This is a genomic window from Nostoc cf. edaphicum LEGE 07299 (assembly GCF_015207245.1).
Classification (GTDB): domain Bacteria; phylum Cyanobacteriota; class Cyanobacteriia; order Cyanobacteriales; family Nostocaceae; genus Nostoc; species Nostoc edaphicum_B.
The window spans coordinates 1-2,719 of sequence record NZ_JADEXF010000946.1; the positions used below are offsets into that span (position 1 = coordinate 1).

Sequence of the window (2,719 nt, forward strand, 5' to 3'; positions counted from 1 at the left end):
CAAAAAAACAATAAGTACAAAATACCTGCTACATTTTGTCCTAAATAGAATTTGTGAATTCCCAGCCAGCCGCCAAAAAAGCAAAGTATAATCGCTGTAGATTTAGTCTTCATAGTATTTTCTTCCTTAATTAAGTCTAATAAATATCTATTGGTCTACAAAACAAAGAAAGTTTTTTACGTTTCCCGATCGTTTATCTGGTTTCTAGTGAATTTTGCCGTCAAGAAATAAATAACGATTATACATAGCTGAGATTCCATTAAGACTAAATATCCTTTAACTATGTAGTTTAAATCTAGGTTGGAATTGAAATAAAAAATCAGATAACCAATTGCTAGATATGGAACTAAACGCAACTGATGAAGTTTAAGTTTTAGTCTTTCGTTATTCAAGTTGCTCATCAGTAGATAAATTTATATTGAGCAATAGTCGCTTATAAACAATCAAGCGGTTATTACAAATTTGTTTGGCTTAACAGATATTGACTGCTATTTAAAGCTAACTTTAGTTAATTTATATCTGTTAAACCTCACGAATTTTACCGAGTTTGCTTATAGTTACATCAATAGACTTACGTAAAGTTTCTGATGACTAAAGTAAAATGCACAGCATAAAACATCGCGTAAGTTTGGACTTCTTTGCTGTTTTAGATAACAGAACAATCTAAAATTAAAGCATGACAGCGATTAGCAGTTCCTGTTCGTGCCTAAAAAGCTGCTGAAAACAGGCTTTGTTTCAATAGTGCAGACTTAAGTCTGAGGCGCTTTTATGCAGGTGTAGCATCTTTAGTAGCTGCTTCCTCTGAAGTCGATCTCAAGCGGGTTGCTCTGCTTTTACGGATGCGATCGCTTTTGCGAACACCACCCGCCATCTGATATTCATAGCTGTCTTTGCCGTATTTAAAAGCAACTCCAAGGAGCATTTTTTCCGTCAAGTCGCTCAAAGTTGTTTCCAAATCCTTCATCTCATTTTTGTAAGAGTCAATCAAAGCTAGAGTAGTATTATAAGCTTCTATTTTGCTACGATACTGCTGAATTATTTGTGTGATATTTTGCAAGTTGCGAGCATCCCCAAAATCCATACTCGGATCAATTGCTTTGAGTCCGGACATTCTCAATTCAGCTTTTTCTAGAACGCGATATGTACGCTTTTGACGAGGCATAATTATCTTATTTATATTGTGTTCTAGAACTAGCTTGCCTTACTTCAGCTTAAATTTGGTTGAGTAAAATCCACAAAATTGGTATTTAATGTAACGATAGACTCAGCAATATCCACTACAAATATGATGTTTGTAACGAAAATTGTAATGGTGGTAACTAAACTCGTAACATTGTAACGAAAATAATCATGTTTGTAACAAAAATCGTAGCGTTAGTAACTACACTCATTATTTTAGTAACAAACTCGTAATATTGTAACGAGAATTATCATGTTTGTAACAAAAATCGTTGTGGTGGTAACTAAACTCGTTATTTTAGTAACTTAAAGCGCGATGTTTGTAGCGATGTTTAGTAACGGCAACTGGTTTCAATTCAAAAAGCGTAGATATCACACGCAATATATTGAGGAAGTAATGCTGAACTCTGCAAAATCCGTAACGCTGAGTAGAATATGGGTTTTTTAACTTAGCTGCGGAATTGAGAACAAAAATAGTGTATTAATAGGATACACATAGCTAAGGCAGGATATGATACTTGAAACTGCGGCGATCGCTGTTGGCACTATAATAGCCACCAAAGCCTTAGAAAAAACAACCGAAAAGGTAACAGAAAACTTATTAGATAAGACTGGCAAGTTTCTCGTCACCCTGAAAAAACATTCTCTCCAGACTGTAGTTGCTATTGAGAAAGCACCAGAGCAACCACTTGATTATGGCAAAGCTGTACTAGAAGTGGAATCTGCGGCTAAAGCTAATCCTGAAGTAGCTCAAGCTGCACAAGAATTGGCACAAGCAGCGAAAGCGGAACCGCTACCCAATTTGGCTGAAGTTCTCCAAAATATAGCAGAAGCACTTAAATCACAATCTCCAGCGAATCAAATTAGAATTGAGACAATTGAAAAAATTGTTAATTTTGCTCAGAGAGATATTAATGTAGAAACGCAAAACATCAAGATTTGAGTAAACTCGTCCGACGGGGAACGGACAAAGTTAACTCCCAAAAAATCTATTCTTTATTGCGGTTCCATCAATTTCGTCGGGCGAGAAACGGAATTGGCAACGGTGCATAAAGACTTGCAGCACGGAGATTATGTCGCCATAGCGGGAATGGGTGGCGTGGGCAAAACTGAATTAGCTACTCAATACGTCAAACGATACGAACAACATTATGGCGGAAGTGCTTGGTTTAACGACAGAAAAACCAATCTCGCCGCCGAAGTTTTAGAGTTTTTCCGGTTGCAGTTAGGTTTGGAGATTCCTCAAGAATTAGGAGGAAGACTTTTAAGCCTTAAAGAACAAGTCGCTTGGTGTTGGTCTAGATATCCTAACTCTGAGTTGCCAATTTTAATCGTCTTCGATGACGTAACTGATTTAGACAACCTCCGCCAAGTCGTTCCCAAAGATAACCGCTTCCAAGTCTTAATTACTACTCGACTGCGGCATTTAGACCCGAATTTTATTCAAGAGATTCCCTTAGATGTTCTCTCGCCGCAAAAAGAACCAGGCAAAGCTATAGAACTGTTAAAACGACTGTTGGGGGAAGCAGATAGGCGAGTT

The 2,719-nt window shown here is 37.2% G+C and carries 4 protein-coding genes; 2 read left to right on the forward strand and 2 right to left on the reverse strand.

Translation table 11 applies throughout. From position 1 onward, the window contains the following. Both IQ229_RS22930 and IQ229_RS22935 read right to left on the reverse strand, forming a co-directional pair. Positions 1-113: TM2 domain-containing protein (locus tag IQ229_RS22930; RefSeq protein ID WP_194047702.1), on the reverse strand; the 113-nt coding region annotated here is incomplete at its 3' end. Positions 114-766: 653 nt separating this feature from the next. Further along, complete coding sequence (locus tag IQ229_RS22935; RefSeq protein ID WP_194047704.1) at positions 767-1,162, reverse strand: hypothetical protein; 396 nt, start codon at positions 1,160-1,162, stop codon at positions 767-769. A 528-nt stretch (positions 1,163-1,690) separates the two neighbouring features. On the opposite strand from IQ229_RS22935, the gene IQ229_RS22940 reads away from it, so the two are divergent. Both IQ229_RS22940 and IQ229_RS22945 read left to right on the forward strand, forming a co-directional pair. Continuing rightward, on the forward strand, positions 1,691-2,122 hold the full coding sequence (locus IQ229_RS22940; protein WP_194047706.1) for a hypothetical protein: 432 nt from the start codon (positions 1,691-1,693) through the stop codon (positions 2,120-2,122). Positions 2,123-2,224: 102 nt separating this feature from the next. Continuing rightward, the coding region (locus tag IQ229_RS22945; RefSeq protein WP_322744050.1) for an NB-ARC domain-containing protein at positions 2,225-2,719 on the forward strand (495 nt) is incomplete at its 3' end.

Excerpts from the sequence above, each read along its gene's own strand:
- IQ229_RS22940 (WP_194047706.1), top strand. The coding sequence starts at position 1,691 with ATGATACTTGAAACTGCGGCGATCGCTGTTGGCACTATAATAGCCACC.
- IQ229_RS22935 (WP_194047704.1), bottom strand. The coding sequence starts at position 1,162 with ATGCCTCGTCAAAAGCGTACATATCGCGTTCTAGAAAAAGCTGAATTG.